The following is a 25,814-nucleotide window of genomic DNA, read 5'->3' as shown; positions in this document are numbered from 1 at the left end:
CGATCAGTTCGCCGCGGCCAGCCTGCGCAGGGCCGCCCGAACGACCTCGGTGTCGGACGTGGTCCAGTAGGCGGGCAGCGACGCACGCAGGAACGCGCCGTAGCGGGCGGTCGCCAGCCGGGGGTCGAGGATCGCGACGACACCCCTGTCGTTGGTCGAGCGCAGCAGCCGGCCGGTGCCCTGGGCGAGCAGCAGCGCCGCGTGGGTCGCGGCCACCGACAGGAACCCGTTGCCGCCGCGTGCTTCCACCGCCCGCTGCCTGGCCGAGGCGAGCGGGTCGTCCGGCCGCGGGAACGGGATCCGGTCCACCACGACCAGCGACAGCGACGGCCCCGGCACGTCGACGCCCTGCCAGAGCGAGAGCGTGCCGAACAGGCAGGTCGCCTCGTCCTCGGCGAACTTGCGGACCAGCAGGGCCGTCGAGTCGTCGCCCTGGCACAGGATCGGCACGTCCGAGCGGGACCGCAGCGCCTCGGTCGCCTGCTTCGCAGCACGCATCGAGGAGAACAGCCCGAGCGTGCGTCCACCGGCGGCGGTCATCAGCTCGGCCAGCTCGTCGAGGTAGGCGGGCGGTAGCCCGTCGCGGCCCGGCGGGGGCAGGTGCCTGGCCAGGTACAGGATCCCGGAGCGGGCGTGGTCGAACGGCGAGCCGACGTCCAGCGCGGTCCACCTCGGTCCGTCGGGGGCCTTGTCGGTGGCCGTCCCCGCGGTCTTCTCGCTCGGGCCCTGCTGCTCGGGCGGCAGCCCCCAGGAGCGGGCCATCGAGTCGAACGTGCCGCCCAGGGTCAGCGTCGCCGAGGTGAGCACCGTGGTGTGCTGGGCGAACAGCCGCTCGCGGAGCAGGCCGGCGACCCCCAGCGGGGCGACCCGCAGCGCGGGCGGACGCGGCGGCCCGAGCCCGCTGTCGCCGGTGCGCCACACCACGTCCCGCTTGTGCGCGTCGTCGGCGTCGAACGCGCCGAGCAGCCGGACGGCGGTGTCGTGCACCTCCTCCAGCTGCGACTGGGCCAGCTTGCGCGCGGTCGCCACGTCCACGTCCGCGGGGCGCTCGGGTCCGAGCCCGTCCAGGCAGGCCCGGGCGGCGTCGCGCACGACCGAGAGCGTGCCGGACAGCGCGACCGGCAGGGTGTCCAGGCGGCCGGCCGGCAGGTCCTCGAGGATCAGCGTGAAGCCGTCACCGGCCTCCAGCAGCCGGTCGGCGATCTCCTGGTCCACGACGCGGCCCGCCCGCCGGGCCGCCGCGGCGACCGAGGACGAGGTGAGCTCGGCGGTGGCGACCGAGGTGACCCGGTCGACCAGGTCGTGTGCCTCGTCGACGATCACCAGGTCGTGCTCGGGCAGCACCTGGAAGCCCTGCAGCGCGTCGATCGCGAGCAGGGCGTGGTTGGTCACGACCAGGTCGGCACGGCCGGCCTCGCCCCGGGCCTTCTCCGCGAAGCAGTCGGTGCCCACCGGGCAGCGGGCCGCGCCGAGGCACTCGCGCGCGGTCACCGACACCTGGCGCCACGCGTGCTCGGTGACGCCCGGCACCAGCTCGTCGCGGTCCCCGGTCTCGGTGTCGGACACCCACTCCCGCAGGCGGGTGATCTCCCGGCCGAGCGCGGAGACCTGGAACGGGTCGAACAGCGCGGCGTCGTCCGGCTCGTCCTGCATCCCGCTGTCGAGCTTGTTCAGGCACAGGTAGTTGCGCCGCCCCTTGAGGATCGCGAACGTCGGCTTGCGGCCGAGCGGTTTCGCGAGGGCCTTCTCCAGCCGCGGCAGGTCGCGGTCGACGAGCTGGCGCTGCAGCGCGATCGTCGCGGTCGAGACGACGACCGTCGCCTCCCGCTCCACCGCGTGGCGCAGGGCCGGGACCAGGTAGGCCAACGACTTCCCGGTGCCGGTTCCGGCCTGAACGGCGAGGTGGTCGCCGGTGCGGATCGCCCGCGCGACGGCCTCGGCCATCGCGAGCTGGCCCGGCCGCTCGGTACCACCCACCGCCGCCACCGCGGTCGCCAGCAGTTCGGAGACGCCAGGGAGTTCGGTGGTGGTTTCCGGCACAGCGAGACCGTACCTCTGCGCCCCGTCAATCCTGCGCATGCACCCGCCGTCGCCCGGACGGGTTGTCCCCGGGCCTCGTCCGAGTGGCAGCGCCGGCAAGGCCCTGGCCTCCGCGCGGAGGCGGGTGTGGGCTCGTCCCATGACCGTGAGAAAAGCCAGACACGGCGTCCTCGTCGGGCTGTCCCTCCTGGCCCTGGTGCTGCCCGGCGTCGGCTACGCGGGGGCCGACACGGTGGCCCCGGGGGTGCGGGCACCGGCCCTGGCGAGCGGCTCGATCGGTGCCGTGAACATCGTCGTGGACGGGACGCCCCAGGCGATCCCGCCGATCGCCGAGTGCCAGACCGGGGCGAACCAGCAGGCCAGCACGCCGGGGGTCGGCGTGACCGACTTCGTCGAGTTCGCCGCCGGCTCGACGAGGTGCAGGGCGAGCGTCGTCGCCTGGACGACGACGGCGACCGTGACCGGCGGGACCTTCCGGCTGCCTGGGCTGCGCCGGTACGGCGGACCCCTGATCCGCCTGGCCAGCTACCGCGTCACCTGTGCGATCACCACGAGCGGCACCGAGGCGCGCTTCCAGTTCACCGGCCTCAACGGGTTCTTGGCCCCCTCGACCGTCCCGCGCAACCACGTGGTGATGATCCCCGGGCCGGCCGGGTCACCGCCGCTGGCGCGGGTGACGCTGAACGAGTTGGTCACCCCGACCCCGCCGGACGGGAGCGTGCGGCTCAACCTCATGCGCATCCGGCTGTTCCCGACGACGCCGTCCGCCGCACCGGCGACCGGAGACATCGTCGTCGGCTCGGTGCACTGCGACCCCTCCTGAGCCGTTCAGGAGGCGACGACGGGGGCGCCGGTCAGCCTGACGGCGTTCGAGGTGAGTTCGCGCAGCGCCCGGTCCACCGTGGCCCGGGCGACGCCCGCGGTCAGCTCCAGCCGCACCGTGGTCGAGAAGCCCTCCCGAACGGCGTCCAGCGCGGTCGCCCGCACGCAGTGGTCGGTCGCGATGCCGACCACGTCCACGGCCGACACGTCGTGCGCCCGGAGCCAGGTCGCGAGCGCCGTGCCGTCCGGCGTGGCGCCCTCGAAGCCGGAGTAGGCCGCCGCGTGGGCGCCCTTGGAGAACACCGCCTCGAGCCCGGCCACGTCCAGCTCGGGGTGGAAGGAGGCGCCCGGCGTGCCCGCCCGGCAGTGCGGCGGCCAGGAGTCGACGAAGTCGGGAGCCTCGCTGAAGTGCCCGCCCGGGTCGAGGTGGTAGTCGCGGGTCGCCACGACGTGGTCGTACTCGCCGGCCTGGATGAGCTGGCTGACGGCGGCGGCCACCACGGCCCCGCCCGCGACGGCGAGCGACCCGCCCTCGCAGAAGTCGTTCTGCACGTCCACGACGATCAGTGCGTTGGCCACGCTCGCTCCCTGTCCTCGTCCAGCCGGTCTCTCACCGGTACACGGTAGGGATGGCCGGCTCGCCCTGGGACAGCTTGAGGCCCTCCCACGGCAGGCTGACCAGCCCGTCGCGCACCCGTCTCCTGCTTTCCTCCAGCGTGGCCAGCCCCTCGACCGGTTGTCCACCGCGCATCAGCGGCACGACCAGCGACCGGTCGTGCTCGCCGGCCTCCGGCTCGCCGTCGGCGACCACGTACACGACCTCCTCCATCGCCGTCCCGGTCGGCTTGTGCCGCCGCAGCGCTGACTTGCGCCCGGCCCGGGACTCCTTGTGCGAGCTGCGCTTCGCCACCGGTCGACCCTCCACTTCGACCAGTTTGTAAACCATTCCCGCGGTCGGCGAGCCCGAGCCGGTGACCAGCGAGGTGCCGACGCCGTAGGCGTCCACCGGCTCGGCCCGCAGGGCGGCGATGGCGTACTCGTCGAGGTCGCCGGACACCACGATCCGGGTGTTGCGCGCGCCGAGCGAGTCCAGCTGCGCCCTGGCCTGCCTGGCCAGCACGCCGACGTCGCCCGAGTCGATCCGGATCGCGCCGAGCTCGGGCCCGGCGACCTCGATCGCGGTCTCGATGCCCGCGGTGATGTCGTAGGTGTCGACCAGCAGCGTCGTGCCGGTGCCCAGCGCCTGGACCTGCGCGGCGAACGCCGCCCGCTCGCTGTCGTGCAGCAGGATGAACGCGTGCGCGCAGGTGCCGGCCGTGGGGATGGCGTAGGTGCGCCCGGCCTCGAGGTTGGAGGTCGTCGCGAAGCCGGCCAGGTAGGCGGCCCTGGCCGAGCTGACCGCGGCCTGCTCGTGGGTGCGGCGCCCGCCCATCTCGATGATCGGCCGGCCGTTGGCCGCGCTCACCATCCGGGCACCCGCGGAGACGATCGCGCTGTCGTGGTTGAGGACCGACAGCACCAGCGTCTCCAGCAGCACCGCCTCGGCGAACGTGCCGCGCACGGTGAACAGCGGCGAGCCCGGGAAGTACAGCTCGCCCTCCGGGTAGCCGTCGACCTCACCGGTGAACCGGTAGCCGGCGAGCCAGTCGAGGGTGGCCGCGTCCACCACGTCGCGGTCGGCGAGCTCGCGCAGCTCGTCCTCGCCGAAGGTGAACCTGCTGATCGCCTCGATGGCCCTGGCGGTGCCGCCGACGACGCCGTAGCGCCGGCCGGCCGGCAGCCGCCGGGCGAAGGTCTCGAACACGCACCGCCGGTCCGCGGTGCCCGCCGCCAGCGCGGCGGCCACCATGGTCAGCTCGTAGTGGTCGGTGAGCAACGCGGTGCTCATACCGGATCCGGTCATGAACGGTCAGCCTAGACATGCCACCATGGACGGTATGGCGGTCGGGATGTCTTTGCCTGTCGAGCAGGAGCAGACCCAGGTCGAGCCGGTCGGGACCGACCTCGCGGCCGAGGACAAACCGTGGCAGACCATCGTGTGGAACGATCCGGTCAACCTGATGTCCTATGTGACCTACGTCTTCCAGAAGCTGTTCGGCTACTCGAGGGAACACGCCACCAAGCTCATGCTCGACGTTCACCACAAGGGCCGGGCCATCGTGTCCTCCGGCTCCAAGGACAAGGTCGAGGGCGACGTCGCGAAGCTGCACGCGGCCGGCCTCTGGGCGACCATGCAGCACGAGTCGTGATCCCCTGGGAGCGTGTCGGCGACACCGTCACCAGCAAGGTCGACCGCCGGGAGGCGAACGTGCTGCGGGGCCTGGTCGGCCAGGTCGAGGGCATGTTGCGAGCCAGGCAGGACGCGACGCCGCAGGACGAGCTGGCCGAGCTGACCGGGATCCGCACCGGCATGAGCACGGCGCCGGAGGACCCGATCCTGTCCCGCCTGCTGCCCGACTTCCACCGGCTGGACCGCGGCGACGGCGAGCCGTCGAAGGAGGAGCGGGACTCGGCGGCGGCGCTGCGCTCGCTGCACGAGCCGGAGCTGCTCGACCTCAAGACCGGCGTCGCCGGTGTGGTGCTCGACACCTGCCCCCCGGAGGGCGGGACGATCAGGCTCTCCCTCGAGCAGGCAGAGTCCTGGCTCTCGGCGGTCAACGACGTCCGGCTGGCGCTGGGCACCACCCTCGGCGTCACCGAGGACATGCCCGAGGAGCTGCCGCCGGACGACCCGCGCAGCCCGCACCTCGGCGTCTACCAGTGGCTGACCTGGCTGCAGGAGCACCTGGTGCTGGCCCTGTCCGGCGACGACGAACTCCCGTGACGACGTTCAACGCGATCACCGACGTCGTCGGGGTCGAGGTCGGCCACCACCAGCGGATCGGCGGCGGCTGGGCCACGGGCACGACCGTCGTCCTGCTGCCGCCCGGGTCCACCGGCGCGGTGGACGGCCGGGGCGGCGCGCCGGGCACCCGGGAGACCGACCTGCTCGCGCCGGAGAACCTGGTGCGACAGGTCGACGCCGTGTGCCTGTCCGGCGGCTCGGCCTACGGGCTGGCCGCCGCCGACGGCGTGATGCGCTGGCTCGGCGAGCAGGGCCGCGGCATGCGGGTGGGCGCGGAACCGCACGAGGTGGTGCCGATCGTCCCGGGTGCGGTGATCTTCGACCTGCCCCGGTCGTCCTGGGGCAACCGGCCCTCGGCCGAGTTCGGCTACCTGGCCTGCACGGCCGCCTGCTCGGGGCCGGTCACGCAGGGCACGGTCGGCGCCGGTACCGGCGCCAAGGTGGGCTCGCTCAAGGGCGGCGTTGGCTCCGCGAGCGCCATGGTCGACGACTTCACCGTCGGGGCGCTGGTCGTGGTCAACGCCGTGGGGGAGGCCGTGGACGCCGGGACCGGGCGCCCGTGGGTGGCCGACCACGAGGTGGCCGAGGAGTTCGGCGGGCGCTGGCCGGACCGGCCGGGCGTGCTGCCGACCGCCGCACGGGCCGAGCTGAACACCACCGTCGGCGTGGTCGCGGTCGACGCGGACCTGACCAAGGCCGAGTGCCGGCGCATCGCGATCGCCGCCCAGGACGGGCTGGCCCGCGCGGTCCGCCCGGCCCACTCGATGTTCGACGGCGACACCGTGTTCGCGGCCGCCACCCAGGCTCAGCCGCTGGTCGCGGCCGACGCGCCGTTCGGCCCGGTGGCCCGCGCCGCCGCGCTGGACCGGCTGTGCACGGCGGCGGCCGAGGTCTTCGCCCGTGCGGTCGTGCACGGCCTGCTGGCGGCCACCTCGCTCGCCGGTCTGGTGGCCTACCGGGAGGTGTGGCCACCAGACGGGTCGTGATCCCGGGCCGCTCCCACGGACTGGGAACCGTGTGTCCAGCCCGTAAGATTGTGATCGTGCTGCGGATACGCGAGGACCTGGTGGACGCGATGGTCGCGCACGCGCGCCGGGACCACCCGGACGAGGCGTGCGGCATCCTCGCGGGGCCGGAGGGCTCCGGCGAGCCCCAGCGGGTCATCCCGATGCTCAACGCGGCCCGCTCGCCCACCTACTACGAGTTCGACTCCACCGAGTGGAACGCGGTGTACCGGGAGATGACGGCCAAGGACGAGGAGCCGGTGGTGATCTACCACTCGCACACCGCCACCGAGCCGTACCCGTCGCGTACCGACATCGCGCGGGCGCAGGAGTACGCGCAGTTCCTCGCCCCGCCGCACTACGTGCTGATCGGCACCCGCGACCCGGAGCGGCACGAGCTGCGCTCCTACCGCATCCTCGACGGCGAGGTCACCGAGGAGCCGGTGGACGTGGTCCCGACCTGAAATACCAGCGGGCCCACGGACGTCTTTCCCAACAGCAAGCCCACTAGCGGAGGTAGCACATGGCCGTCACCGTCTCCATCCCGACGATTCTGCGCACGCACACCGGCGGCGAGAAGCAGGTGCAGGCACGCGGCGCCACTCTGGCCGAGGTGATCGACAACCTCGAGGCCAACCACGGCGGTCTCAAGGCACGCCTGGTCAAGGAGGGCACACTGCACCGGTTCGTGAACGTCTACGTCAACGACGAGGACGTCCGCTTCGCCGGTGGGCTGGACGCCGCGATCGCCGACGGGGACAACGTCACGATCCTGCCGGCCGTCGCCGGAGGCTGAGCCGGGTGGCGCGCTTCGACTCCCTCCTGGACGCCCTGGGCGACACGCCGCTGGTCGGCCTGCCGCGGCTGTCCCCCTCCCCGGAGGTGCGGCTGTGGGCCAAGCTCGAGGACCGCAACCCCACCGGATCGGTGAAGGACCGGGTGGCGTTGCGGATGATCGAGGCCGCCGAACAGGACGGCGTGCTGCACGCCGGGTGCACGATCCTCGAGCCGACCTCCGGCAACACCGGGATCTCGCTGGCGATGGCCGCGAAGCTCAAGGGCTACGGCCTGGTCTGCGTGATGCCGGAGAACACCTCCGAGGAGCGCCGCCAGCTGCTCAAGGCCTACGGTGCGCGGATCGTGAACTCGCCGGCGGCCGGGGGCTCCAACGAGGCCGTGCGGCGGGCCAAGGAGCTGGCCAAGCAGAACCCGGACTGGGTGATGCTCTACCAGTACGGCAACCCGAACAACGCCGGCGCGCACTACCACGGCACCGGCCCGGAGGTCCTGCGCGACCTGCCGACCGTCACCCACTTCGTGGCGGGGCTGGGCACGACCGGCACCCTGGTCGGGGCGGGCCGGTACCTGCGCGAGCACAAGCCGGACGTGCAGATCGTGGCCGCCGAGCCGCGCTACGGCGAGCTGGTCTACGGCCTGCGCAACCTCGACGAGGGCTTCGTGCCGGAGCTCTACGACCCCGACGTGCTCACCGGCCGCTACTCGGTCGGCTCCTACGACGCGCTGCGCCGCACCCGCGAGCTGCTGGAGACCGAGGGCGTGTTCGCCGGCATCTCCACCGGAGCCATCCTGCACGCCGCGCTCGCCGTGGCGGACAAGGCGGTCCGCGCCGGCGACCGGGCCGACATCGTGTTCGTCGTCGCCGACGGGGGCTGGAAGTACCTGTCGACCGGTGCCTACAGCGGCTCGCTGGACGAGGCCTCCGAACGGCTCGACGGGCATCTCTGGGCCTGAATATCGGGGAGAACCCCGATCCGGACCGGCCGACCGCTCCGTAGCCTCGAAGACGTGAGCACACTGCCAGCCGCTCCGGCGGCGCGCCCCACACCGGTCAACCGGGTCCTGCCGGCCAACCCCCTGCGGGCGGCGGTCGTGGTGGCCGCGTTCACCGCGCTGCTGTACCTGGTCGAGGCGGTCGACGCGGTCCTGCCGGCGAACCTGGACAACCTCGGCATCCACCCGCGCACGGTCGGCGGCCTGGACGGCATCCTGCTGGCGCCCCTGCTGCACTCGGGGTGGTCGCACCTGTTCGCCAACACCCTGCCGATCCTGGTCTTCGGTTTCCTCGCGCTGGCGGGCGGGTTCGGCCAGTGGGCCGCCGTGACCGCGACGGTCTGGCTGGCCAGCGGTACGGGTGTCTGGCTCACCGGCGCCGAGGGCGTGACCGTCGGCGCCTCCGGCCTCGCGTTCGGCTGGCTGGCGTTCCTGCTGGTACGGGGGATCTTCACGCGCAGCGCCGGCCAGCTCGTGGTCGCGGTCGTGCTGTTCCTGTACTGGGGGAGCACGCTGCTCGGCGTCCTGCCGGGAAACCCCGGCATCTCATGGCAGGGGCACCTGTTCGGTGCGCTGGGTGGCATCCTGGCGGCGTGGCTCGTATCGGTGGCGAACAACGCCAGGCGCCGATCGGCGTCTTCGACTCCGGCGTCGGCGGCCTGACCGTCGCCCGCGCGATCGCCGACCAGCTGCCGGCCGAGCGGCTGCGCTACGTGGGGGACACCGCACACGGCCCCTACGGCCCGCTGCCGATCGCGCAGGTTCGCCGGCACGCGCTCGCGGTGGCCGACACGCTGGTCGCCGACGGGGTGAAGATGCTGGTGATGGCCTGCAACACGGCATCGGCGGCCTGCCTGCGCGACGCTCGGGAGCGCTACGACATCCCCGTCGTCGAGGTCGTGGTGCCGGCCGTGCGGCGGGCCGTCGCGAGCACGCGCAACGGCCGGGTCGGCGTGATCGGGACCGAGGGCACGGTCCGGTCGCGGGCCTACGACGACGCCTTCGCCGCCGCCCCGCACATCACGGTCACCAGCGCCGCCTGCCCCCGGTTCGTGGACTTCGTCGAGCGCGGCATCACCTCGGGCCGGCAGGTGCTCGGCCTCGCCCAGGCCTACCTCGAGCCCCTGCAACAGGCCGACGTGGACACGGTCGTGCTCGGCTGCACGCACTATCCGCTGCTCACCGGGGTCCTGCAGATCGTCATGGGCGACCGCGTGACGCTCGTGTCCAGTGCCGAGGAGACGGCCAAGGACGTCGTCCGCGTGCTCACCGAGCTCGACCTGCTGGCCGAGCCGGGTGAGCCGGCCCACGAGCTGGTCGCCACCGGACCCTCGGCCCCGTTCACCCGCCTGGCCAGGCGGTTTCTCGGGCCCGGGCTCGGCTCGTTCGTGCCTGTGCCCGTGAGTTGAATGAATGTGTCAGGCTGTGGCCCGTGAAGCTGTTCGTCCTCGGCTGCTCCGGAAGCTCTCCAGGCCCCAGCAACCCCTCGTCCGGCTATCTCCTCGAGGCCGAGGACTTCCTGTTGGGCATGGAGCTGGGCAACGGGACGCTCGCCGAGTTACAGGCGCTGCGGGATCCCTTCGACCTCGACGCGCTCGTGTTCTCGCACCTGCACCCCGACCACTGCGCCGACTTCACTGCCCTGACCGTGTTCCGCCGGTACCACCCCGCCCCGCCGTACGACCCGCGGGTGCGACGGCTGCCCGTCCACGCCCCGGTCGAGGCTCCGTCGAGGTTCGCCGCCGCCTACAGCCCGGACGAGGCCGACCGCGCCGAGACCGACCTGACCGACGTGTTCGAGTTCCACCCGCTGCACAGCGGAACGATCGAGATCGGGCCGTTCCGGGTGGACGTGGGCAAGGCAGCGCATCCCTGCGAGGCCTACGGCTTCCGCATCAGCCACGGCGGGCGGACGCTGGTCTACACCGGTGACACCGGGCCGGAGGCGCCGTTGGAGGAGCTCGCGACCGGCGCGGACGTGTTGCTCGCGGAGGCGTCCTGGACCCACGCCGAGGACCGCCCGCGGGACCTGCACCTGTCCGGGCGGCAGGCCGGTCGCCTCGCCCGGACGGCCGGCGTCGGCCGGCTGCTGGTCACCCACGTCCCGCCGTGGACCGACCGGGACGCGGTACTGGGCGAGGCGCGCGAGGAGTTCGGCGAGGAGCTGACCGAGCTCGTGGTCAAGGGCGCCACGTTCGAGATCTGACCGCGCCGCCAGGCGCCCTAGGATGGGCCGGTGTCCCGGATCGCCGAGCCCAAGGCCGGCAAGTTCGCCGACCGCCGGTCCCAGCTGGCCGCCTCCGCCCTGCACACCCTCGCCGAGCTCGGGTACGCGCGTACGAGCCTGCGGGAGATCGCCCAGAACTCGGCGTTCTCCCACGGGGTGGTGCACTACTACTTCCGGGACAAGGTCGAGCTGATCACCTGCTGTGTGCGGCTCTACAAGGAGTCCTGCATCGCCCGCTACGACCACGCCGTCGCCACCGCGCTGACCGCCGACGAGCTGCGGGCCGACCTCGGCGAGTCGATGGCGACGACGCTGCGCGAGGAGACCTCGATGCACCGGCTCTGGTTCGACCTGCGCAACCAGAGCCTGTTCGAGGAGTCGTTCCGCGCCGACGTGCGGGAGATCGACGGCAGCCTCGAGCGGATGATCGGCCGCATCGTCGCCCGGTATGCCGAGCTGGCCGGGGCGATCCCGGCGGTGCCGGCGCGGGTGGCGTACGCGCTGCTCTACGGCGTGTTCCACCAGGCGCTGCTGAGCCACCTCGCCGGCGACGAGGACGCCGCGGCCCGGCTGCGCGAGGACGTCGGGCAGATCCTCGACCGGTTGGTCCGCTGACCGCGCCCTCCGGCCGCGGTCGTAGGGTGATCCGGTGGCGCGAAGCGATGGCAGGAACGACGACCAGCTCAGGGACATCTCGATAACCCGCGGTTTTCAGGTGTGGCCGGCCGGATCGGTACTGGTCGAGTTCGGCCGGACCCGGATCCTGTGCGCGGCGAGCGTGACCGAGGGGGTGCCCCGCTGGCGCAAGGGGTCGGGGCTCGGCTGGGTCACGGCCGAGTACGCGATGCTCCCGTCGGCCACCAACACCCGGGGCGACCGGGAGTCGGTCAAGGGCCGGATCGGTGGCCGCACCCACGAGATCAGCCGCCTGATCGGCCGCTCGCTGCGGGCCTGTATCGACCTCGCCGCGTTGGGCGAGAACACCATCGTCATCGACTGCGACGTCATCCAGGCCGACGGTGGCACCCGCACGGCCGCCATCACCGGTGGCTACGTGGCCCTGGCGGACGCGGTGACCTGGCTCGGCGCGGCGGGGCGGCTCGCCGACCCGCAACCGCTGTCGTGCGCGGTGGCGGCGATCAGCGTCGGGGTCGTGGACGGCCGGGTGCGCCTGGACCTGCCCTACGAGGAGGACGTGCGGGCCGAGGTCGACATGAACGTCGTGTGCACCGACGCGGGCACGATCATCGAGGTGCAGGGCACCGGCGAGGGCGCCACGTTCACCCGGTCCACGCTGGACGCGATGCTCGACCTGGCGCTCGCCGGCTGCGCGGAGATCAACGAGAAGCAGGCCGCGGTGCTCGCCGAGCCCTACCCGGGCGAGCTGCCGAAGCCGAAGTCGGTCCGCTCGTGACCAGGCTGCTGGTCGCCAGCCGCAACGCGAAGAAGCTGGCGGAGATGCGCCGGATCCTGGCCGGCGCCGGGGTCGAGGTAGTCGGCCTCGACGAGGTGCCGCCGTTCCCCGAGGCGCCGGAGACCGGGGCGACGTTCGAGGACAACGCGGTGGCCAAGGCCAGGGACGCGGCGGCCGAGACGGGCCTGCCCGCGGTGGCCGACGACTCGGGGCTCGCCGTCGACGCGCTCAACGGGATGCCCGGGGTGTTCTCCGCCCGCTGGGCGGGCCGCACCCGCAGCGACGAGGCGAACCTGCGCCTGGTGCTCGAGCAGGTCGCCGACGTCCCCGACGAGCGGCTGACCGCCTCGTTCGTCTGCGCGTCGGCGCTGGTCCTGCCGGACAGCACGGAGATCATCGTGCGGGGAGAGTGGCCGGGCAGGCTGGTGCGGGAGCCCCGCGGCGGCAACGGCTTCGGCTACGACCCGATCTTCGTCCCGGAGGGCGAGACCCGGACCTCGGCCGAGCTGACCTCGGCGGAGAAGGACGCGATCTCCCACCGAGGCCGGGCCTTGCAGCTGCTGCTCCCGCACCTGCGAACGCTGTCCCGTCCCTAGGGAGGGTCCTGGTTCACGCGGTCGCCGGTGCGAACTGGGCCAGGGAGGCCTCGGTCGCCGCGGTGACCTCCTCGGGGCTGGCCGCGCCGGAGGCGGTGATCGCCTCCGCCCAGACGTGCACAGAACGCCGGGCGAACTCGATGCCCTCCGGGGAGTTGCCCGCAGCGGCCGGGTCCTCGGCGACCTCGCCGTCCAGGTACAGCCCGAGCGCGAGCAGCGCCCCGTCCCAGCCGGGGCCGACGTAGAGCGCGCCGGCGCCGCTGCCGGCCAGCTCGAGGGGGACGGTGTGCTCGAGCTCGAGCAGGGTCGAACCGTCCGCCGCGGACAGGCGCAGCTCCAGGATGCTCGTGGGGGCGCCGAAGGTGACCCGCAGCAGGTGGGGTGCCTCGCAGGTGAGGATCTCGCCACCGGCGTTGCCCTCGAGCTGGAAGGTGCCGCCGACGCGCAGGTCGCCGCTGACGGGGGTGAACCACCGCCGGAGCTGGTCCGGCTCCGCAACGGCCTGCCAGACGTCGGCGGCCTGCGCCTCGTACCGCCGCCGGAGCAGGACGGCGACCTCCTCCGCGCCGTCGGTCCCCCGGGTGGCTACCTCGCGCTGGATCGCGCTGAGCTGGGTGTCGATATCGATCATGCCGAGTATCTTGCAGGCACTGCTTATATAAGTCAACTCTTTACAATCCGGGTAGGACGCGCAGCGTCCCGGCGGCGGCGGTCACCGAGGCGGCGGCCGTACCCCAGTCCGTCCCGAGTGGATGTTCGGTCAGCAGCACCACGATGTAGCGCCAGTCCTCGCCGACGAGCCCCGTGCTGTGCAGGACCATCGCCGTGTCGTTGTCGCCCCAGCCCTGCTTGACGGCCCAGGTCGAGCGCAGGCCGTCGGGGATGCCGAAGTGCTGCTCGAACCCGTCGGCGGCGAACCGCGGGGCCTGCTCGAGCGCGGCCAGGATCAGCCGGCGGTCCTCGAGGGGCATGCCGAGGATGTAGGTGTAGACGCGGACGACGTCCGCGGCGCTGATTCGCATGTCGCCCCACCGGCCGGGCTCCTCGGGGGGTTCGGTCGCGGTCAGCCCGAGCTTCTCGCTCGTTCGCACGATGATGTCGGAGTAGCCGCCGGCGACCCAGTACGCGCTCGCCACCGTGTCGTCGCTCGCGCCGAGCATCGCGCCGATGTCGGCGCGGTCCTTGTCCGTGACCGGGCGGGTGCCGCCGTCGGGGCCGTTCTCGAGGATGTCGATCGCGATCAGCAGCTTGACCAGCGACGCGCAGCGGAACTGCCGGTCGGCGTGCAGCGAGAGCACCGGGTCGCCGGAGGTCCGGTCAACCACCAGCGCGCCGATCGTGACGTCGGGTTCGACCGTGGCCGCGGCCTCGAGCAGGCCCTTCGCCTCGGCGTTCCCCTCGGCCGGGGCGGGCCGGGGGGCCGGGAGGCGCGGTTGGGACGGCGCCGCCTGGGGTGCCGGGTGGTGGGCGACGCGGGTGGGGGGAACGGGTTCGGGCAGGGCGGTGCCGGTCACGGTGCCGCAGGAGGCGAGGAGGGCGACCGGTACCGCCGCGAGCAGCCGGTGAAGCCGGCGCTTCCGGAGGCTGGGCATGCCGTGAATACGCCGTTGTGATGGGCGAAGTTGACCCGGTCGGGCCGCAACTTTTCGCCCGTCGGGGACGTACGTGGCACCCCGTCACCGGGTTGCCCCGGTGTTCTACACGCCGAGGTCCTTGCGGAGTTTCGCCACGTGACCGGTGGCTCGGACGTTGTAGAGGGCCTTGGCGATCGTGCCGTCCGGGTCGACGACGAAGGTGGAGCGGATGACGCCGGTGACCGTGCGCCCGTAGTTCTGCTTCTCGCCGTAGGCACCCCACGCGGTCATGACCGAGCGGTCCTTGTCGGAGAGCAGGGGGAAGGTCAGCTCCTGCTCGGTGGCGAACTTGGCGAGCTTGGGCGGGTCGTCGGGGGAGATGCCGAGCACGGTGAAGCCGGCGTCGTTGAGCTCGCCCAGGTTGTCGCGGAAGTCGCACGCCTGCTTGGTGCAGCCGGGCGTGCCGGCGGCGGGGTAGAAGTAGACGAGGACGTGCCGGCCGCGGAACTCGCTGAGGGACACCTCGGTGCCGGTGGCGTCCGGCAGGCGGAACTCGGGCGCCGGGTCACCGGCGGACAGCCGCTTCTGCTCAGTCATGGGGTGACGCTATCGCGTTCAGACGGTGCCGTCGTACAGCAGGATCGGGGTGGCGCTGTCGGCCTCGGGCTGGACCGCCATCCGCATCCGGCACGGTCGGTCGCCCACCGCGAACGCCACGGCGATCCGCAGCGACTGGCTGGGGGCGACCTCGTCGGTGGCGCCGGACGTGCCGGTGTAGCCCTGGGTGGAGTCGATCACCTGCTCGGCCGCGGCGCCCTCGACGGTGGCGGTGAAGGAGAGGCTCGCGGGCCGGTAGGCGATCGTGCTGCCGTTGTCGATGACGAGCTCGAAGGCGACGGCGCGCTTGGCGCGCGGGTAGGCGGTGTCGGTGGGGGTGAAGGACTTGGGTGCGGAGATCGTCAGCACCACGCCGTCGCCGATCGACTTGCGGGTTCCATCGGCGCGGTACTCGGTGCGCTCGGCGGCGGCGCTGGGGGTAGCGGTCTGTTGAGGACGGGAGGCTTCCGAGGAGTGTCCGATCCCGCATCCGACCAGAACCAGCAGTGCGCATGCTGCGACCGCGAGCCTGGCGATCACCACGGGGCGCCCCTTCCTGGGGGAGGATGTACGTCTGAATGCACTATCCCGGTGGGACACCTGGTGCACCGGGGAAGAAGCGGAGCTGGTGTCGTGCCGTGGCCGAGCTGTAACCCCCGGCGAACCGGGAGTGACCGGCACCACGAAGATCGTCAGGCAGCGAGCGCGAAGAACAGGATGAAGACGGCGACGGTGACGAGCCAGGTGGCGATGAGCCAGCCGAAGTCGCGCCAGGGCGAGATCGTCGTGTGGTCCTCGCCGGGGACGTACACTCCGCGAGCTTCGAACCGGTCGACGAGCTTGTCCACGGCGTGCCGGGGCGTGCGCATCGACGACTCCCTTCGGGGCCTAGGCGTCGGGCGGCGGAATCGGACCGGTGGCGTAGAAGGCTCGGCAGACTCCGTCGACGGTGTCGGTGGCGAGGTGGAGGACGCTGGTGCCGTCGGTGGAGACGAGCATGCTGGGGCTGAAGTTGCGGCAGGGCGCGTTGTTGGGGTCGGGTACCTCGACCGGGGCGGGGATCTCCCGCCAGGGACCGGTGCCGTTCTGGTCGTTGACCAGGAGCGTCCTCCCGTTGCCCGGGGCGTGGGTGCCGTCGGCATTCACGAGCATCTCGCTGGCCAGCAGGATCGAGCCGGTCGGGCTCACCGCGATGGTCGGCGTGTGTCGAGGATACTTGCCGTCGGCCGTTCGCACACCGGTTCCGAGGTCGAGCGGATCCCCGAAGTCCCACCCGTCCTGGGAGGTGCGGAAGTACGCGGAGCACATCGGCTCGTCCAGGTTGCAGACTTCGTACACGAGGAAGTAGGTGCCGTCGGCGAGCCGGCGTACCCCAGGCATGCCCGGCCGGACGTAGAAGTCCATGTTCTTGACGGTGTCCCGCTGGTCGGTCCAGGTAATCCCGTCGACCGAGCGAACCTGAACAATTTTTTGGTCATGCGTTGGCTTGTCGGTCTCGTCCGCGTAGAAGGCGACAAGCGCCCCGTCAGCCGCGACGGAGAGTTCGGGCTCCCAGGCGTTGTACCGGTTGGGTGAGGTGGCGATGTCGGACTTGAAGGTCCAGGTGCGCCCGAGGTCGCGGCTCTCCCAGAGTCGTTGCTTGACGGCCCGCTGGGCCTCCGGCACCCGGTAGCCCGCGGTAGTGGCCCACAGCAGGGTGCCCTCCGGCATGTCCCCCACCGGGCGCGGCAGCTCGAACAACGTGCCGCAGCACATCCCCCGCCCGTCCGCCCCCTCAGGGTCGGCGATGGTCCCCACATGCGCGAACGTGGCGCCGGCGTCCGTGCTCTCCAGAATGATGCCGACGCTGTCCCCGTTGATCACACTGCCCACGGTGGCGAAAACCCGCCCGTTGGCCGGCCCGCTGTGCTCGAGCCGAATGACCCGGGGGTAACTGGCGCCGCCGGGGTAGATGAGCTGCCGCCTGACCTGCTCACCGCCGCCACCCCGTTCGGCGACCGCCGGCGCTGCCGTTGCTCCCGCAACCAACCCCACCAGCCCTGCGACAACGCCCACCCAGACCCGCAACCGCATCCTGATCACGTCCCGATCCGTGCTCATGCTGCTCCGGCATGTCGGATGGTAACGAACTCGGAGCCGCATGTCGTGAGCCAATGCCACATGGGGCTCGATACGCTGTCCGTCGGCGCCTCCCGGGCGCTCGGGGCCGTAGCCCAACGGCAGAGGCACTGGATTTAGGTTCCAGCCAGTGAGGGTTCGACTCCCTTCGGCCCCACCAGTTCTGGCCAGCGAAAACATGCAATTTGACCGGCATCAAGCCAGCCCTTGGGGTGCGGAATGGGTGCGTACTCCATTCAATGCGGTCGCCTGAGCGTGTCCTTGAGGCCTCAAGCGCTGGCGTCCCTAGCCATGTCGTATAACCACCGGGCGCCCACACCGAACGCGAGGTCGCTGGAAGGTTGCCCGCACCGCGGCATGAGCGGAAGTCAAAGATGCGCCGTTACCGGAAACCGCTCAACTCACGTGGAACTGCCGTCGGAGCCGTGAGTCGCATGGCGCGCTGATCGAAGAACAGGCGGGCGACGAGGTCGCCGCGGGAGCCGGTGCCTGTCTTGGAGAAGATCGACTTCAGATGGTCCTGAACGGTGTAGGTGGACATCCGAAGCTGGTTGGCGATCTGTCTGGTCGGCAGGCCTTGGGCGACGCATTCGGTGACCCGTCGCTCCTGGGAAGTGAGGCCGTACACGTCGGCCAGCAGTGGTGCCATCTCCGCCGGGCGGGCTGCTTCGAGCAGGATCGCGACCGGTGCCGTCGTGCCCTCGCCCAGCAGCGATGCCCGGACTATCACCCAACGCCCTGCCTTGGTGCGCACGCGCGCTCTGGCTGGTCTGGGGCTCCCTTCGCCCACTTGCCCCTTCTCCCGGCCGCCGATGGCGCGGGCCTGCCTGGCGACCGCGCGGATCACCAGTGGGAGCGTCGTGCCTGCCCTTGTGCCGATACCGAGTTCGTCGATCCATTCCTCGGCCACCGGATTGGCGAGGTCGACGCTGTCATCGGGGGCCAGGACGAGCATTCCGGTGTCGTGGCGGTCGGCGCGGGCGTCGTCCAGTAGCAGCGACCGGCGCAGCCCGTCTGCGACCAGGCCGGTCAGCGAAGTGACGAGCCGTACCTCGGAAGGCGAGAAGTGCGGGCGCCCCGTCTCCCGGAACACGGTGAGCGCGCCCCACGTGCCGGTGCTGCTGGACAGGACGACTCGGAGTTCGTCGGAGTAGCCCCCGGGGCGTCGGACCTCCCGGTGACGCCGGCTGAGGTCGAGCTCGCCCGCTGTGACGTCGCTGAGGCTCGCTGCGGTTCTACCCGCGCGCGCCATGTCGACCCACTTGGTGTAGTCGGGTCGCGTAACTCGATCTCGACGAGCCGGCTGATCGCGTCCGCGGGCATCCCGTTCTCGACGAACTCCGCGGTCGGCAGCATGGTCGCCGGGTCCATCGTCATCAGGCAGGAGCCCTCCGACGGCACCACGCCATCCAACGCATCGCTCACCGCCCGCCAGTAGTCCTCCACACCAAGCCCGCGGTGAACCAGCCGCGAGATGGTGTCGCGGAGCCGGTCGTGCACTGGCTGGGCGGAAGCCATGCCTCAACCTAGCCGAACCCCCAGAAATGTGGGGATAGCCGCGAGACCCCAGGCCGCAGCATGATCGACGCACGCGATGGAGGTACTGGGATGAGAACGTTGCACGTCGGACTGCGGGTGACCGACCTGGAGCGGTCGCTGGCGTTCTACACGGCCGTCGGCTACGAGGTCGTCGGCAGCGTGCCCGCGACGCCTATCGGGCATCTGACCATGCTCAAGCTCCCCGACGATGGGTTCGTCACCGTCGAGCTGGTTCACGACGGCAAGCCCGTCGACCGTGGCACCGACGTGAGTCACTTCGTCGTGCAGGTCGAGTCGATGGCCGACACGCTCGACGTGCTGGCCGACCACGGGATCGAGCCGGTCGCTCCAGTGCAGGAACGCGACGACGGCCTGACGACGACGTTCATCTCCGACCCGGACGGCCGCCGGATCGAACTTGTCCAGTGGCCCGCCGGCCACCCCGCCGGCATGACCGCCGCCGACTGGGCAGAGGAAGGGGACTGACGATGGTGAGGACGCCGCTGCGGCTCTACATGTCCATGTCGGTCGACGGGTACATCGCCGGGCCGGACGACCGGCCGGGCCAGGAACTCGGCCGCGACGGAGGACGACTGTTCAACTGGCTCGACGACCGGATGTCCGAGGGGGTCAACGGACAGGTGTACGCCGAGATCCTGTCGACCGGCGCCGTGATATCCGGACGCCGTACGTTCGAACTGGCTGGTCGATGGCAAGGCGACCACCATGACGGCGTGCCGATCCACGTGCTGACCCACCACATCGACCCGGCCGACGAGCCGCCGGGCAGCGCGAAGTTCTACACCGACGTCAACACGTGCGCCGCCGAGGCCCGGGCCGCGGCGGGCGAGCGAGCCGTGCTGGTCCACGGCGCGGGCGCGGCGCAGGCCTTGCTGGCAGCCGGCGAGCTCGACGAGCTCGAACTGCACCTCGTCCCCGTACTACTGGGTGACGGACGACGGCTGTTCGCACCAACCGGACTCGACCACATCGAACTGGAGCCCGTCCGTCGGCTCGAAGGCCGCGACGCCACACATCTGCGTTACCGCATAGTCCGTCGAGAAGGGAACAGCCACCACAGCGTTACCACCTGATGGGCAAGGTCCGCGGAACGGACGGAGCGCTGTCCAGCAGCTGAGAATCGGAATCCGCCGCTGCCGCCTACGCTGCGACGTTCCTGGAAGACGTACGGCGAGCGGCTGATCTACGACAACCGGTGGGTGAAGCTGGGTCTGGTGGACGTGGAGGCTCCGAACGGGGAGCGCTGGGAGTACCTTGTCGTTCACCTCGACCGGATCGCGATCGGGCTGGTCGTCGATTGTGAGGATGACCTGCTGTGGGTCCCCCCCCCGGACCGGGTCCCCCCGGACCGCGGCGCTGCGCCACTGAACTCGCGTCCCTCGGGTGAGGGTCGAACTCGGTCAGGTTCTCGGCCCCGTCGCCGGTCAGGAGCCGTGCCAGGGCGAGCAGAGCCTGGTCCCAGCCGACGCCACCGGCGCCGGACCGTAGGTCGGGAAGTAGTGCGGGTCGGCGACCGCGGCGTGGATCAACTCGAACTCGGTGGCGCAGGTCGAGCCGGGGGCCAGCCACGTTCATCGATAATAGCGTATATAAGTCAGTGTTACTGGGCATCGTTTGTCTACTGAGGACCTGCGACATGCGCGGACGACTGTGCGGGGCACGGTGGCTGCAAGACGGTCCGGTCGGGAGTTGTCGGGCCTCAGTCCATTGGCTCGAGCATCAGCGATTCCGCCGTTAACGAACGGATGTAGAGCAGTCAGGCCACCGACGGCGGCCCCAAATGATCGCCCTGAGCGTGACCTTCTCCCAGTGACCGCATCTCGGCAGACGGCCGCGGTCCCTGGCCCTTGTCCACCAACTGGTCTGCCGCCTTTGGGTCAACTCGACGCGCCATCTCAAGGGATTGATGTGATCAGCACCGCGTCGAGTGCCGCCATTCGGCGGTGTCGCAGCGTGACCTCCTCGTCGCATTGTGTCTATCGGGCGAGCGTCGTCCTGTCGGGGGGATTCTTTCTGGGGAAGGTCGTTGATGCGACGTGTGTCGTCGCGTGGCTTCGTGCTGCGCTCGGTGAGTGTGTTGGCCGCTGGAGCTGTGGCCGCGGTCGTGGTGCCGGTAGGATTGGTACCAGTCGCGGCGGGTGAACCGAGGCTGGAGATGCCCACGTCAGCCTGGTCGCCAAAAGCGGCGAACCGGGAGGTGGTGGGTGGACTGCCGCCTGCGGTCTCGCCATGGGCAGGGGAAACTGATGCTCGGCAGCCGAGGCGAACGTCCTGCGCGACCGACCGGGAGGGCGTTCTGCCCGACTTTCCCATGGAGCGGTTCCGGATCAGTGACCGGCTGCAGTTCGCGGTGAACCTGAGCAACGGAAACCTGTGGGTGGACCACCTGGCGCTGTCGGTACGAGGGACTGGGTTGAATCTGAACCTGCGGATGTCCCATGGCGTCGTGTACTCGGAGCGGCGGTGGCACGTCAACGCCGGCCGGTCGATGGCGTTGGACCTGTCGTTCACGGACACGGTGCTGATGCCGACCGACGGCAAGTCGTGTGCGCGGTTCACGGCCAACGGAACCGGCGGCTACAGCATGGCGAGCAACGGCCTGCGGGCGAAGTTGGTGAAGAACGCCGGTGGTTCGTACACGGTTCGGTTCATCGACACCGGCGAAACCTGGAACTACAACCCCAACGGCTGGCTGCTCAACCGCACCGACCGCAACGGCAACGCGATCGTCTATTACTACAACACCGACGGGTCGCTGGCCTCGATCGCCGACACTCAGGGCAGGGTCACGACGTTCGAGGCGATCGGTGCGCGGGTCACCCGCGTCGTCGATCCCAGTGGAGAGACCGCGGCCGAGTACACCTACGACTCGAACAACAACCTGGTCGAGATCGAGGACCGGGAGGGCGAGACGATCCAGATCGGCTACAACGCCGACGGCCGGGTCGAGTCGTTGATCGACCAGCTCGGCCGCACCTGGTCGCTGACCTACAACGGCGGAAAGGTCTCGGGCGTGACCACGCCCCGGCAGTCCGGCGGCGCGGTCACAACCTCGTTCACCTACGACAGCGCCACCCAGACCACTCAGACCGACCCGAACAACAACAAGACCACCTACACGTTCGACAGCCAACGCCGGCAGATCCAGGCCAAGGACGCGCTCGGACACACCCAGTCGCAGAGCTGGACAGCGAACAGCGACATCCAGTCCACCACGGACGGGCTGAACAACTCCACGACCGGCACCTACGACACGATCGGCAACCTGCTGACACGGCGTTTGCCGACTGGTGCGACCGCGACGGTGGGCTACACCAGCCCGGACCACCCGAACCTGCCGACCTCGACGACCGACCCGGCGGGGAGGCAGCTGACCCGGGAGTACGACGCCGGGGGCAACGTCACCAAGATCCGCTCGACCCCGCTGAACGCCGACATCGAGACTCGAGACTACTCCGGACCCAAGAATCTGCTCACCACCGTCACCGACGGCAACGGGCGCGAGACCGACTACGGCTACGACCCAGCCGGCAATCTCACGTTGATCACTCCTCCCGCGCCCTTGGGGCAGACCCGACTGACCTACGACTCGCTGTCGCGGGTCAGCAGCATCACCGACGGCAACGGCAAACGGATCGACTATGCCTACGACCGGCTGGATCGAATCGTGGCGATCAGTGAGCACAACGGCCCGGTGTTGCAGACCATGAGCTACGACGCGGTCGGCGGGATGGCCACCCGCAACCACGGCATGGTGTCCACGACGTTCTCCTACGACACCTATCCGAGCGGACGGCTGATCACCACCGCGGTACGCACCAGCGCCGGCGCGAGCGAGACCGTGTCGTACACATACGACAAGGTCGGCAACCTCAAGACCCTGGTCGATCCCGCCGGCGTCGCCACCTACGGCTACGACGCGGCGAACCGGCTAACGTCATTGGCGGACCCGTTCGGGCAGAGCACCACCTTCGGATACGACAACGCCGACCGCCGCACCACGACCACCTTCCCGGGCGCGGGCAGCCAGACCAACACCTACGACAACTCCGGTCGCCTGACCGGGGTCATGGCCAAAAACACCGCTGGCACCGAGCTGTTCAAGGCCAGCTACAACTACTCCGTGGACGGCGCGGACCGAGACCAAATCCAATCCCGCACCGTCAACGGAAACACCATCACCTACACCTACGACTCTCTCCAACACCTGACCCAGGCCGGGTCGACGAGCTACACGGTCGACAACAACGACAACACGACCCAGTTCGACGGCGCACCGTTCACGATCAACGCCGCAGACCAACTCACCGCCTACCCCAACAGCACCGTCACCTACGACGGCGCCGGCAACACCAAGACCATCACCAGCCCCACTGGGACCGCCACCTGGAACTACACGGCGACCAACCAACTCACCACCGCCGTGCTCGGCCAAACCACCCAGGTGAGCGCCGACTACGACACAACAGACCAGACCCAGGTCCGGCGCATCACGGAGAACACCAGTGGAACGACCACCGAGCACGTGTTCACCCACACCGCCCTGGGCCTTTCCAGCATCAAGGTCAACGGCACCCGCACCAGCGTCGCCCGTGACCCCGACGGTCGTCTGGTCACCCAGCAGAAGGGCACCACTCGACACAACCTGATCATCGACCACCAGGGCAGCGTCCTCGCCGCACTCACCACCACCGGCACGCTGGCCGCCACCCCCGCCCGCACGCCCTACGGTCGTTCCACCACCAGCCCGGCACCGGTGACCCCGTTCGGTTACCACGGCGGCTACACCCTCAACAACGGGCTGGTTCTCTTCGGCTACCGTTACTACAACCCGTCAATCGGGCGATTCACCGCACCTGATCCCACTCGGCAGGAACGCAACGACTACGCCTATGCGCAGGCCGACCCGATCAACAACAGCGACCCCACCGGGGCATGGTCACTGCCCTCCATCGGAGGGACGGTCGGCGGCTTCATCGGTGGGGCCATCGGTGTCGGTCTCGCCGCGGCGTGCCCCGCGACGGCTGGTCTCGGCTGCCTGGGGGCCAGCGCCGTCATGGGCGGTTTGCTCGGTGGTACGGGCGCCGCCCTCGGCTCACGGCTGGCGGGTGGCGAGGACGAGGACGTCAGCAACGACGGCCTCAACGGCGTGCTCGGCGGCATGTTGAACCCACTAGGTAGGTTTTTCAGTTGATGGAAGAAGAGCGACAAGAAACCTGGCTGGTGCCAGGAGCCAGTCGGCGTGCCCACCGCCGCGCCGCACTGACCGCGTTCGCGGTGAGCGTCGTCGTGCTGGTCCTGTCGTTCGTGCTGGCTGACGTGGTGCCGTGGTTGCCCGTCGCGGGAGGGGCATTCGCGGGCTCAACAGCGGTGATGGGGGTCTACCGATGGCGCGCTGCGCGGAAACAGGACGGTGACAAGCCGCAGCCACCCACCTGAACCGTGGAACGAGGGGTGCTGGCACCGACCCCACCAGCGGCGCCAGCACCCCTCGCGTTGCGCCTCCGGCGCGCCTACCCCCGAGCCAGCTCGGAAACCTCCCGGCCCTCTCTGACATCCGGCGAACGCCGCACGCGCAGCACCAGCAGCAACAACCCGATCGCCAGGACAGCCGCTACCGATGCCACCGGCGGCAGTGCACCGACGCCGGCCACGCTCACCACCGCCCCACCGGCCAAACTGGACAGCCCGACCCCGAGGTAGATCGCGGACGCGTTCAACGAGAGCACCAGCCCACTGCTGGCCGGATCCAGCCCGATCAGCAGGTTCTGCATCGGCGGGTTGAACGCCCATGTGACCATCCCCCACACGAACATCACCACCGCGGCCGCCGGCACGCTGACCGCCAGCAGCGGCAACGTTGCGAGCAGCACCACCGACGTGGCGAGCGACGCCATCAGCGGGCGCGTGCTGCCGAACCGGTCGGTGGCGCGGCCGCCCAGCGAGTTGCCGACCGTGGCGCCGACCCCGTAGCCCAGCAGCAGTAAACTGACCGCCACCCCGTGTGCGCCGGCCGTCGTGGACAGGAACGGTGCGATGTAGGTGAACGGTGCCATCGCCGACAGCACGCCGAGCACGGTCACCCCGAGCAGGAGCTGTACCCGCCGATCCGCGGCGACCGCGAAGCGCTCCCGCAATCCGACGGCCGGCGGCGCCTGGACGGTCGGCACCCCGGCCCGTACGGCGATCGCGCCTACCAGCGACACGACAGCCACCAGGGCGAACACGCCGTGGTAGCCAAGCGGTCCACTGAGGAGGTTTCCGGCGGGAACCCCAGCGAGCAGGGCGAACGTGAGCCCGGCGAACACCATCGCCACCGCGCGCCCCCGGCGTTCCGGCGGGTTCAGCACGGTCGCGACCACGGTGGCGGCCGGCATGTAGCTCGCCGCGCCGAGTGCCGCTACTACGCGGCTCGCGATCAGTAGCTCGTAGTTCGCTGCGATCGCGGCGAGCGCGTTGCCGACAGCGCTGACCGCGAGGGCGACGACCAGGAGCCTGCGGCGTTCCCACCGTCCGGTGAAGGCCGCGAACGGCGCGGACGCGACGGCAAACGTGAAGGCGAAGGCGGTGCCGAGCTGGCCGGCGGTGGAGATCGAGACGTCCAGCTCGCGGCTGACCGCCGGCAGCACCCCCGAGACGATGTATCCGCTGGTACCGACGGCGAAGGCGCCGAAGGTGAGCAGATAGGTGCGTGGCGACATGGCTCTCCCTGCCGAAACCAGTGGTACGACGAACATCGTACTACGACCATCGTCGAACTACGACAGGAGTCGTACAATGGGCGACATGACCGAATCGCTCCCGCACCCGACGAGGTCGGACATCCGGATCGAGGCGGTCCTCCATGCGCTGGCCGACCCGATCCGCCTGCGGTTGGTGCGTGAACTGGCCCGGCGCGGGTGCGAGGGCGCGCCCTGTGGGTCGATAGAGCTACCGATCACGAAGTCGACCCGGACCCACCATCTGCGCATCCTTCGCGAGGCGGGGGTCATCCACATGCGACCGGAGGGCACGGCCCGGATCTCGACCCTGCGCCGCGACGACCTGGACGTCCTCTACCCAGGCCTCCTGGACTCGATCCTGGCCGCGGCCCGCTGACCGCCGCTTTTCTCGTCGCGCTGCGAGGTCCGAGGCGCCGGCACGGTACGAGAACGTCGCGGCAAGGAGAACCGGCCTGCGAGATATTCAGCCGGCGAGCTTGCTCGTATCTCCAACTGTCCTCGAGT

General features: G+C 70.7%; 29 protein-coding genes, 1 tRNA gene and 1 pseudogene. 20 read left to right on the top strand and 11 right to left on the bottom strand.

Features of this window, described 5'->3' with window-relative positions; all coding sequences use genetic code 11:
- Positions 1–3 precede the first annotated feature (3 nt).
- The gene (locus tag BU204_RS11415) at positions 4–2,079 is read right to left on the bottom strand and encodes an ATP-dependent DNA helicase (RefSeq protein WP_075125576.1); all 2,076 of its coding nucleotides are present in this window, start codon (positions 2,077–2,079) and stop codon (positions 4–6) included.
- 100 nt (positions 2,080–2,179) lie between these two features.
- Between BU204_RS11415 and BU204_RS11410 the strand changes: the two genes are divergently transcribed.
- On the top strand, positions 2,180–2,863 hold the full coding sequence (locus tag BU204_RS11410; RefSeq protein WP_075125575.1) for a choice-of-anchor P family protein: 684 nt from the start codon (positions 2,180–2,182) through the stop codon (positions 2,861–2,863).
- Between the two features lie 5 nt (positions 2,864–2,868).
- Here BU204_RS11410 and BU204_RS11405 read toward each other — a convergent pair whose 3' ends face one another.
- Entirely contained in the window at positions 2,869–3,441 is a 573-nt protein-coding gene (locus BU204_RS11405) for an isochorismatase family protein (protein ID WP_075125574.1), read from the bottom strand.
- Between the two features lie 31 nt (positions 3,442–3,472).
- The gene (locus tag BU204_RS11400) at positions 3,473–4,765 is read right to left on the bottom strand and encodes a nicotinate phosphoribosyltransferase (protein WP_075125573.1); all 1,293 of its coding nucleotides are present in this window, start codon (positions 4,763–4,765) and stop codon (positions 3,473–3,475) included.
- A 46-nt stretch (positions 4,766–4,811) separates the two neighbouring features.
- On the opposite strand from BU204_RS11400, the gene clpS reads away from it, so the two are divergent.
- Genes clpS through rdgB form a run of 12 tightly spaced genes read left to right on the top strand, consistent with a single transcriptional unit; the run spans position 4,812 to position 12,739 of the window.
- Complete coding sequence (clpS, locus tag BU204_RS11395; protein WP_143229446.1) at positions 4,812–5,111, top strand: ATP-dependent Clp protease adapter ClpS; 300 nt, start codon at positions 4,812–4,814, stop codon at positions 5,109–5,111.
- Complete coding sequence (locus BU204_RS11390) at positions 5,108–5,686, top strand: DUF2017 domain-containing protein (protein WP_143229445.1); 579 nt, start codon at positions 5,108–5,110, stop codon at positions 5,684–5,686. The genes clpS and BU204_RS11390 overlap by 4 nt, the downstream gene beginning before the upstream one ends.
- Complete coding sequence (locus tag BU204_RS11385) at positions 5,683–6,693, top strand: P1 family peptidase (RefSeq protein WP_198942838.1); 1,011 nt, start codon at positions 5,683–5,685, stop codon at positions 6,691–6,693. Before BU204_RS11390 ends, BU204_RS11385 begins: the two co-directional genes overlap by 4 nt.
- A 56-nt stretch (positions 6,694–6,749) precedes the next feature.
- Positions 6,750–7,175, top strand: a complete 426-nt coding sequence (locus BU204_RS11380) for a Mov34/MPN/PAD-1 family protein (protein WP_075125620.1) — start codon at positions 6,750–6,752, stop codon at positions 7,173–7,175.
- Between the two features lie 59 nt (positions 7,176–7,234).
- On the top strand, positions 7,235–7,507 hold the full coding sequence (locus tag BU204_RS11375; protein ID WP_075125572.1) for a MoaD/ThiS family protein: 273 nt from the start codon (positions 7,235–7,237) through the stop codon (positions 7,505–7,507).
- Between the two features lie 5 nt (positions 7,508–7,512).
- Entirely contained in the window at positions 7,513–8,463 is a 951-nt protein-coding gene (locus tag BU204_RS11370) for a PLP-dependent cysteine synthase family protein (protein ID WP_075125571.1), read from the top strand.
- 54 nt (positions 8,464–8,517) lie between these two features.
- Positions 8,518–9,165: a rhomboid family intramembrane serine protease gene (locus BU204_RS11365; RefSeq protein ID WP_075125570.1), complete on the top strand. Its 648-nt coding sequence runs from the start codon at positions 8,518–8,520 to the stop codon at positions 9,163–9,165.
- The gene (gene murI, locus BU204_RS11360; RefSeq protein ID WP_075125619.1) at positions 9,105–9,911 is read left to right on the top strand and encodes a glutamate racemase; all 807 of its coding nucleotides are present in this window, start codon (positions 9,105–9,107) and stop codon (positions 9,909–9,911) included. The genes BU204_RS11365 and murI overlap by 61 nt, the downstream gene beginning before the upstream one ends.
- 23 nt (positions 9,912–9,934) lie before the next feature.
- The gene (locus BU204_RS11355; RefSeq protein WP_075125569.1) at positions 9,935–10,708 is read left to right on the top strand and encodes an MBL fold metallo-hydrolase; all 774 of its coding nucleotides are present in this window, start codon (positions 9,935–9,937) and stop codon (positions 10,706–10,708) included.
- A gap of 30 nt (positions 10,709–10,738) precedes the next feature.
- Positions 10,739–11,344 carry a TetR/AcrR family transcriptional regulator gene (locus tag BU204_RS11350; protein ID WP_075125568.1) on the top strand — a complete coding sequence of 202 codons (606 nt, stop codon included), beginning with the start codon at positions 10,739–10,741 and terminating at the stop codon, positions 11,342–11,344.
- 34 nt (positions 11,345–11,378) lie between these two features.
- A complete protein-coding gene (gene rph / locus BU204_RS11345) occupies positions 11,379–12,143 on the top strand; it encodes a ribonuclease PH (RefSeq protein ID WP_075125567.1) in 765 nt (254 codons plus the stop codon).
- The gene (rdgB, locus tag BU204_RS11340) at positions 12,140–12,739 is read left to right on the top strand and encodes an RdgB/HAM1 family non-canonical purine NTP pyrophosphatase (protein ID WP_075125566.1); all 600 of its coding nucleotides are present in this window, start codon (positions 12,140–12,142) and stop codon (positions 12,737–12,739) included. The genes rph and rdgB overlap by 4 nt, the downstream gene beginning before the upstream one ends.
- A 13-nt stretch (positions 12,740–12,752) precedes the next feature.
- Here the strand turns inward: rdgB and BU204_RS11335 are convergent, their stop codons facing one another.
- The 6 genes from BU204_RS11335 to BU204_RS11315 form a co-directional block, all read right to left on the bottom strand.
- The gene (locus BU204_RS11335) at positions 12,753–13,370 is read right to left on the bottom strand and encodes an SRPBCC domain-containing protein (RefSeq protein WP_075125565.1); all 618 of its coding nucleotides are present in this window, start codon (positions 13,368–13,370) and stop codon (positions 12,753–12,755) included.
- Positions 13,371–13,410: 40 nt separating this feature from the next.
- Positions 13,411–14,331 carry a hypothetical protein gene (locus BU204_RS11330; protein WP_075125564.1) on the bottom strand — a complete coding sequence of 307 codons (921 nt, stop codon included), beginning with the start codon at positions 14,329–14,331 and terminating at the stop codon, positions 13,411–13,413.
- Between the two features lie 105 nt (positions 14,332–14,436).
- Positions 14,437–14,910, bottom strand: a complete 474-nt coding sequence (gene bcp / locus BU204_RS11325) for a thioredoxin-dependent thiol peroxidase (protein WP_075125563.1) — start codon at positions 14,908–14,910, stop codon at positions 14,437–14,439.
- A gap of 18 nt (positions 14,911–14,928) precedes the next feature.
- A complete protein-coding gene (locus BU204_RS11320; protein ID WP_075125562.1) occupies positions 14,929–15,453 on the bottom strand; it encodes a hypothetical protein in 525 nt (174 codons plus the stop codon).
- 149 nt (positions 15,454–15,602) lie between these two features.
- The gene (locus BU204_RS40710; RefSeq protein WP_198942837.1) at positions 15,603–15,779 is read right to left on the bottom strand and encodes a hypothetical protein; all 177 of its coding nucleotides are present in this window, start codon (positions 15,777–15,779) and stop codon (positions 15,603–15,605) included.
- 19 nt (positions 15,780–15,798) lie between these two features.
- Positions 15,799–17,010: a sialidase family protein gene (locus BU204_RS11315; protein ID WP_075125561.1), complete on the bottom strand. Its 1,212-nt coding sequence runs from the start codon at positions 17,008–17,010 to the stop codon at positions 15,799–15,801.
- A gap of 102 nt (positions 17,011–17,112) precedes the next feature.
- Between BU204_RS11315 and BU204_RS11310 the strand changes: the two genes are divergently transcribed.
- Positions 17,113–17,188: transfer RNA gene (locus BU204_RS11310), tRNA-Leu, on the top strand.
- A 222-nt stretch (positions 17,189–17,410) separates the two neighbouring features.
- On the opposite strand, the gene BU204_RS11305 is transcribed toward BU204_RS11310, so the two are convergent.
- The gene (locus tag BU204_RS11305; RefSeq protein WP_075125560.1) at positions 17,411–18,280 is read right to left on the bottom strand and encodes a helix-turn-helix transcriptional regulator; all 870 of its coding nucleotides are present in this window, start codon (positions 18,278–18,280) and stop codon (positions 17,411–17,413) included.
- Positions 18,281–18,636: 356 nt separating this feature from the next.
- On the opposite strand from BU204_RS11305, the gene BU204_RS11300 reads away from it, so the two are divergent.
- The 5 genes and pseudogenes from BU204_RS11300 (at position 18,637) to BU204_RS39045 (ending at position 24,027) form a co-directional block, all read left to right on the top strand.
- Positions 18,637–19,053 carry a VOC family protein gene (locus tag BU204_RS11300; protein WP_075125559.1) on the top strand — a complete coding sequence of 139 codons (417 nt, stop codon included), beginning with the start codon at positions 18,637–18,639 and terminating at the stop codon, positions 19,051–19,053.
- 2 nt (positions 19,054–19,055) lie between these two features.
- A complete protein-coding gene (locus BU204_RS11295) occupies positions 19,056–19,661 on the top strand; it encodes a dihydrofolate reductase family protein (protein WP_075125558.1) in 606 nt (201 codons plus the stop codon).
- Between the two features lie 72 nt (positions 19,662–19,733).
- A pseudogene (locus tag BU204_RS41195) lies at positions 19,734–19,907 on the top strand (NUDIX hydrolase); the annotation flags it as partial.
- 992 nt (positions 19,908–20,899) lie between these two features.
- A complete protein-coding gene (locus BU204_RS11285; protein ID WP_158073442.1) occupies positions 20,900–23,782 on the top strand; it encodes an RHS repeat-associated core domain-containing protein in 2,883 nt (960 codons plus the stop codon).
- Positions 23,779–24,027: a hypothetical protein gene (locus tag BU204_RS39045; protein ID WP_143229444.1), complete on the top strand. Its 249-nt coding sequence runs from the start codon at positions 23,779–23,781 to the stop codon at positions 24,025–24,027. The genes BU204_RS11285 and BU204_RS39045 overlap by 4 nt, the downstream gene beginning before the upstream one ends.
- 74 nt (positions 24,028–24,101) lie before the next feature.
- Here the strand turns inward: BU204_RS39045 and BU204_RS11280 are convergent, their stop codons facing one another.
- A complete protein-coding gene (locus BU204_RS11280; RefSeq protein WP_075125557.1) occupies positions 24,102–25,289 on the bottom strand; it encodes an MFS transporter in 1,188 nt (395 codons plus the stop codon).
- 76 nt (positions 25,290–25,365) lie between these two features.
- On the opposite strand from BU204_RS11280, the gene BU204_RS11275 reads away from it, so the two are divergent.
- Positions 25,366–25,686 carry an ArsR/SmtB family transcription factor gene (locus tag BU204_RS11275; RefSeq protein WP_143229443.1) on the top strand — a complete coding sequence of 107 codons (321 nt, stop codon included), beginning with the start codon at positions 25,366–25,368 and terminating at the stop codon, positions 25,684–25,686.
- Positions 25,687–25,814 lie beyond the last annotated feature (128 nt).

The organism is Actinophytocola xanthii, from assembly GCF_001921205.1.
GTDB classification, from domain to species: domain Bacteria; phylum Actinomycetota; class Actinomycetes; order Mycobacteriales; family Pseudonocardiaceae; genus Actinophytocola; species Actinophytocola xanthii.
The sequence above is the reverse complement of the archived record's forward strand: the minus strand, read 5'-3'. Positions and strand labels throughout refer to the sequence as shown.